The sequence below is a fragment of the Microcystis sp. M090S1 genome, assembly GCF_020246295.1.
GTDB classification, from domain to species: Bacteria; Cyanobacteriota; Cyanobacteriia; order Cyanobacteriales; family Microcystaceae; genus Microcystis; species Microcystis aeruginosa.
In genome coordinates this window covers 1-5,010 of the sequence record NZ_JADBTF010000137.1, presented here as the reverse complement: position 1 = coordinate 5,010, position 5,010 = coordinate 1, and the positions used below count along the sequence as shown (strand labels likewise).

Here is a 5,010-nt window from a genome sequence, read left to right as displayed (position 1 = left end):
TAGGCATTTATATCATGCAGTAAGTGCATTAAGGTGGGGTGTGGGGTGTGGGGTGTGGGGTGTGGGGTGTGGGGTGTGGGGTGTGGGGTGTGGGGTGTGGGGTGTGGGGAGAATAAATAAAGGCAATCTCCCGACTCCTGAATACTGGCTCCTGAATACTGGCTCGGAGTCTATTGCCCTTGCCTAGCGGTTCAGGGGGTATTGTGTAAAAATAAGAAAAGATCGGTTTTTTTTTACTAAACCTATGGCCACTTCTTCCATTGCCGTTAGAGAATTACCTCTCTTTCCCCTTCCCGAAGTTGTTTTATTCCCGGGTCGTCCCCTGCCCCTGCACATCTTCGAGTTTCGCTATCGGATTATGATGAATACGATATTGGAAGAAGATCGCCGTTTTGGGGTCTTAATGGTAGATCCGTCCACGGGAGAAATCGCTAAAGTCGGCAGTTGTGCGGAAGTTGTCCGTTGTCAACGTCTTCCAGATGATCGGTTAAAAATTCTCACCATCGGTCAACAGCGCTTCCGTGTCCTAGAATATGTCCGGGAAAAACCCTATCGTGTCGGTTTAGTGGAGTGGATTGAAGATGTCCCCACCACCCAAGATCTGCGACCTCTGGCCAAAGAAGTGGATCGACTGCTGCGGGATGTGGTTCATCTATCAGCCAAATTAACCGCTCAAAAAATTGAACTCCCCGACGATTTGCCCAGTCTTCCCCTGGAATTATCCTACTGGGTGGCGGGTAATCTCTACGGTGTGGCCGGGGAACAACAGGCTTTATTGGAAATGCTCGATACAGTCAGTCGTCTGCAACGAGAATCGGAAATTCTCACCTCGACTCGCAATCATCTGGCCGCTCGCACGGCTCTTAAAGATGCTTTAAATTAATGATCTTTAGGTTTTTCAGCTTCGGGAGATGGCAGTGGCCGTCTTATTTCAGTGAACAGTAAACAGTAATCAGTGAACTGATAACTCACATCTGAAAACTGGTCACTAACCCACTGATGACTGACCCACTGATAACTGATAACTGATAACTGTTAATCTGGGGATTACCTAATGTTTACCTTGATACAGTAAAGTGGGGTTAAAATTGTTAGCCCCTCACCCAGGAGAACTTTGATCATGTTGCTGACCTATAATCCCAGCGTCTCACCCTTCGGAGAAGACTATAGCGAGAGTCGTCGGCTCCATTTTTATGATCGCGGGGAAAATATTCCTCTGGTGGTTGATGGAGTCTGGCAAGTTTATCGGGGTATGGCGCAACTAAGTCAAGTATCTGAGAGTGGAGAGGAAATTTTACTAGGCTGGGCCCATTCATCCCACTTTTTTGGCTTAAATTTGACCCATCTAGAATCCTATCACGCCAGAGCCTTGTCGGAACTGTACCTAAAATGGTACACGATCGCCGAAGTAGAAAATTCGGCGGAATTAACTAGGATGATGTTAAATCAAATGATCCGTCGTCAACAACAAACGGAATCGCTTCTTGCGATCGCAGGACTCAAACGAGTGGAGGAACGTCTCCAGCAGTTACTACAGTTATTAAAGCGGGAAATGGGAGAACCAATCGCCCAAGGCAGTCGTTTAAAGATCCGTTTAACCCATCAAAATCTCGCCAATGCTATCGGTACCACGAGGGTAACGGTGACGCGTTTGTTAGGCGAATTTCAGCGTCAGGGAGCCGTGAGCAGCGATTGCGATCGCCACTTAATTATTCACGATTAAGTCAGTCCCCCCCCATAATAGACTCCTTGCGGAGGTCCAATAATTGCCAAGCTAATTTAGCGGCCCCCACCATCCCGGCGCGATTACCTAACTCGGCCGTTAATACCTCTAATCCTTCTCTGGAACTAGGTAACACCCGTCTTTCGATTTCTGTGAGCAGAGAGGGAAAGAAAAACTTAGCACTGGCGCTAATGCCGCCGCCGATAATTACCGCCTCTGGGGTGAGAACATAGAGTAAACTGGCGATACCAGCCCCCAGTAAACAGCCGTAACCCTGCCAGAATTCTAAAGCCTCTCGATCGCCTTTTTCGGCCAATTCTGCCAATTGCTTCGGTTCTTTGCCGGTCATCCGGCGAATAGCTTGCCGGGAGACGTATTGTTCCAAGGAACCCTGATTACCGCTATTGCACAATGGACCGTCAAAATTAAGGGTTATTAAGCCTAATTCTGCGGCCGTTCCCTTGCTGCCCACAAATAAGTTACCATCGAGGATAATTGCCCCTCCTACTCCCGTCCCCAAGGTCAACAGGATCAAGTTTTGAAACCGTTTGCCCGCTCCTAACCAAGCTTCCCCCAAACCGGCACAATTGGCATCATTGGCTAAAATTGTCGGCATTCCCGTACTTTCTTCTAACCAATCGGCGAGGGGAATATCCCGCCATCCTGCCAAATTAATCGCTATTTTGGCAATTCTTCCCTGAGCATCCGCCGGCCCCGGCGTTCCCACACCGATGGCTTGACAACTTTTATCTAAATTTACTTGACAAATGCCTTGATGTATGGTATGGGCGACTTCTTTGGGTGTAGCGGGTTGGGGAGTGGGCAAGGTGAGAGATTCGAGACAATTGCCCTCTTGGTCAAATTTACCAATTTTAATAGCAGTTCCACCTAAATCGACACCTATTACTGTTTTCACCATCGGGCTTTTCTTGTTACTCTGGGAATAGCTAGGTTTATTATCACTCTTTTTGGCGTTTTTTTGCGCGGTTAGATGTGATTGAGGATAATTCGGCTAAACTGGCAAAACTAGCTGATTGATTAGCCCAAATTTCTCCTATAGTTTGGATACCTGCAGCTTAACTCCTGATTTTTACCCATTTTAAAAATGATCAAAGTTACCATCCCAAATCTCTACGATAGCGATTATCAACTTTGGTTAGAGTCCACTATCAACCAATTGCGTCAAGGGGATTTTCAAGCAGTAGATTGGCCGAATTTATTAGAGGAGTTGGCAGATTTGGGTAAAAGTGAACGAAGAGCATTAGAAAGTTTATTAACTCGACTTTTAGAACATTTACTGAAGTTAACTTACTGGCAATCCCAACGGGATTATAATCAAGCTGGATGGAAAAAAAAAATTCGCAATTTTCGGATTCAGATCAAAAAAATTCTCAAAGATAGTCCCAGTTTAAAGTCCTATTTAAGGGAAATTTTGCCGGAATGTTATCTCGATGCTCGCCATCTGCTTATTGACGAAACCGAATTAGATGCCAGTATTTTCCCTCTGGAAGTGTTAGCTAGTCTAGAGGAGATTCTCGATCAAAATTGGCTGCCGGATTGGGAAGCTATCGGCAATGATTCTGAAAAGTGCAATTAAGGAGTAAAAAATGATGAATATTACCATTTCAAATCTCTACGATAGCGATTATCAACTTTGGTTAGAGTCCACTATCAACCAATTACGTCGGGGGGATTTTCAAGCGGTAGATTGGCCGAATTTATTAGAGGAGTTAGCAGATTTGGGTAAAAATAATCGACGAGCATTAGAAAGTTTATTAACTCGACTTTTAGAACATTTACTGAAGTTAACTTACTGGCAATCCCAACGAGATTATAATCAAGCATCATGGAAAGGGGAAATTAGAACCTTTCGGAAACAAATCAAGAAAATACTGAGAGATAGTCCCAGTCTCAAACCCTATTTATCCGAGATACTTGAGGAATGTTACACCGATGCCCGGGAGATAATTATTGATATAACCGAATTAGATGCCAGTATTTTCCCCGTGGAAGTGTTAGCTAGTCTAGAGGAGATTCTCGATCAAAATTGGCTGCCGGATTGGGAAGCTATCAGCAATGATTCTGAAAAGTGCAATTAAGGAGTAAAAAATCATGAATATTACTATCCCAAATCTCTACGATAGCGATTATCAACTTTGGTTAGAGTCCACTATCAACCAATTGCGTCAAGGCGATTTTCAAGCAGTAGATTGGCAGAATTTATTAGAGGAGTTGGCAGATTTGGGAAAAAATAATCGACGAGCGCTTAAGAGTCTCTTAACTCGACTTTTAGAGCATTTACTAAAGTTAACTTACTGGCAATCGCAACGAGATTACAATCAAGCAGCATGGAAAAAAGAAATCAGAAATTTTCGCCTACAAATTGCCGATCTTTTAGAAGATAGTCCCAGTTTAAAGTCCTATTTAAGAGAAATTTTAGCGAAATGTTATCTCGATGCTCGCCATCTGATTATTGACGAAACCCAATTAGATGCCAGTATTTTCCCTGTGGAATTGTTAGCTAGTCTAGAGGAGATTCTCGATCAAAATTGGCTGCCGGATTTTGGGGAGACATAAATCTTCCCAAGCAACCTAAAGATTAGCTTCACCTACCCGGTTTACAGACGTTATAGTCCTCGTGAGAGATGACCGCTTCTGGGACGAGGAGATTGCCGTGGTCGCGACAGATGAGGCGATAATTGCGGGTAACGGGGATACTGATAATAAAGCGATCGTGTCGCAATCGTTTACCGTGGAAATCTCGATAATTGCGGTGATTTTGCAATCCTTGCAGGATTTCCCTAGCTTTAAGTACCACATTTTTCGGTAATTCCCGCAGATCGATCGGATCTTGGGAAAAAGTGGCTTCCCAAGCATTTTTTTGACGTTTTCTTTCTTCCCAAGCGGCATCTAGTTGAGCGCAATGATGGCAGACTTGGCCATAACCCTTGTGACCACAGGGAAACTTCTTCTTTCTTCTGGACATAATACCATCTGTCTGTGAGGCTGTGAGAGAGTATTCAAAAGCGGTAAAGCTTGCTTCACTTTTGGCAGATGGAGAAGAAAGTCTTTACCTAGTTATTATCTATACTTACCAGCATACAGGGATCGATCCCTCGTTTGGCCATTGACCAGCAAGAAAGTTGATCGGGAGCATCTCACTTACGCGATGAGTAATTATACTTAGCCTAAAAGCCACTCTTAATCGTGTCTTGGAACGAAATAGAGGCTTTTAAAGACTGCGTACATGGAGAATTAAAACAAGAATTACCCTCGAAAAGCCTATT

At 44.2% G+C, this 5,010-nt stretch carries 7 protein-coding genes and 1 pseudogene; 6 read left to right on the top strand and 2 right to left on the bottom strand.

Annotated elements, in window-relative coordinates; translation table 11 throughout:
- The 3 genes and pseudogenes from IM477_RS06260 to IM477_RS06250 all read left to right on the top strand — a co-directional run.
- Positions 1-187, top strand: a pseudogene (locus IM477_RS06260) (hypothetical protein); the annotation flags it as partial.
- 57 nt (positions 188-244) lie between these two features.
- Positions 245-883, top strand: a complete 639-nt coding sequence (locus IM477_RS06255) for an LON peptidase substrate-binding domain-containing protein (protein ID WP_147071116.1) — start codon at positions 245-247, stop codon at positions 881-883.
- A gap of 237 nt (positions 884-1,120) precedes the next feature.
- Positions 1,121-1,723, top strand: a complete 603-nt coding sequence (locus IM477_RS06250; RefSeq protein WP_287730953.1) for a Crp/Fnr family transcriptional regulator — start codon at positions 1,121-1,123, stop codon at positions 1,721-1,723.
- A gap of 1 nt (position 1,724) precedes the next feature.
- On the opposite strand, the gene IM477_RS06245 is transcribed toward IM477_RS06250, so the two are convergent.
- A complete protein-coding gene (locus IM477_RS06245) occupies positions 1,725-2,642 on the bottom strand; it encodes an ROK family protein (RefSeq protein ID WP_287730951.1) in 918 nt (305 codons plus the stop codon).
- Between the two features lie 186 nt (positions 2,643-2,828).
- Between IM477_RS06245 and IM477_RS06240 the strand changes: the two genes are divergently transcribed.
- From IM477_RS06240 to IM477_RS06230, 3 genes are read left to right on the top strand one after another with little or no spacing between them, the layout of a single operon-like run.
- Entirely contained in the window at positions 2,829-3,320 is a 492-nt protein-coding gene (locus tag IM477_RS06240) for a DUF29 domain-containing protein (RefSeq protein ID WP_287730949.1), read from the top strand.
- Between the two features lie 10 nt (positions 3,321-3,330).
- Positions 3,331-3,822: a DUF29 domain-containing protein gene (locus IM477_RS06235; protein WP_287730948.1), complete on the top strand. Its 492-nt coding sequence runs from the start codon at positions 3,331-3,333 to the stop codon at positions 3,820-3,822.
- A 13-nt stretch (positions 3,823-3,835) separates the two neighbouring features.
- The gene (locus tag IM477_RS06230) at positions 3,836-4,300 is read left to right on the top strand and encodes a DUF29 domain-containing protein (protein ID WP_287730947.1); all 465 of its coding nucleotides are present in this window, start codon (positions 3,836-3,838) and stop codon (positions 4,298-4,300) included.
- A 28-nt stretch (positions 4,301-4,328) separates the two neighbouring features.
- On the opposite strand, the gene IM477_RS06225 is transcribed toward IM477_RS06230, so the two are convergent.
- Positions 4,329-4,709 carry a DUF7682 family zinc-binding protein gene (locus IM477_RS06225; protein ID WP_002747647.1) on the bottom strand — a complete coding sequence of 127 codons (381 nt, stop codon included), beginning with the start codon at positions 4,707-4,709 and terminating at the stop codon, positions 4,329-4,331.
- Positions 4,710-5,010 lie beyond the last annotated feature (301 nt).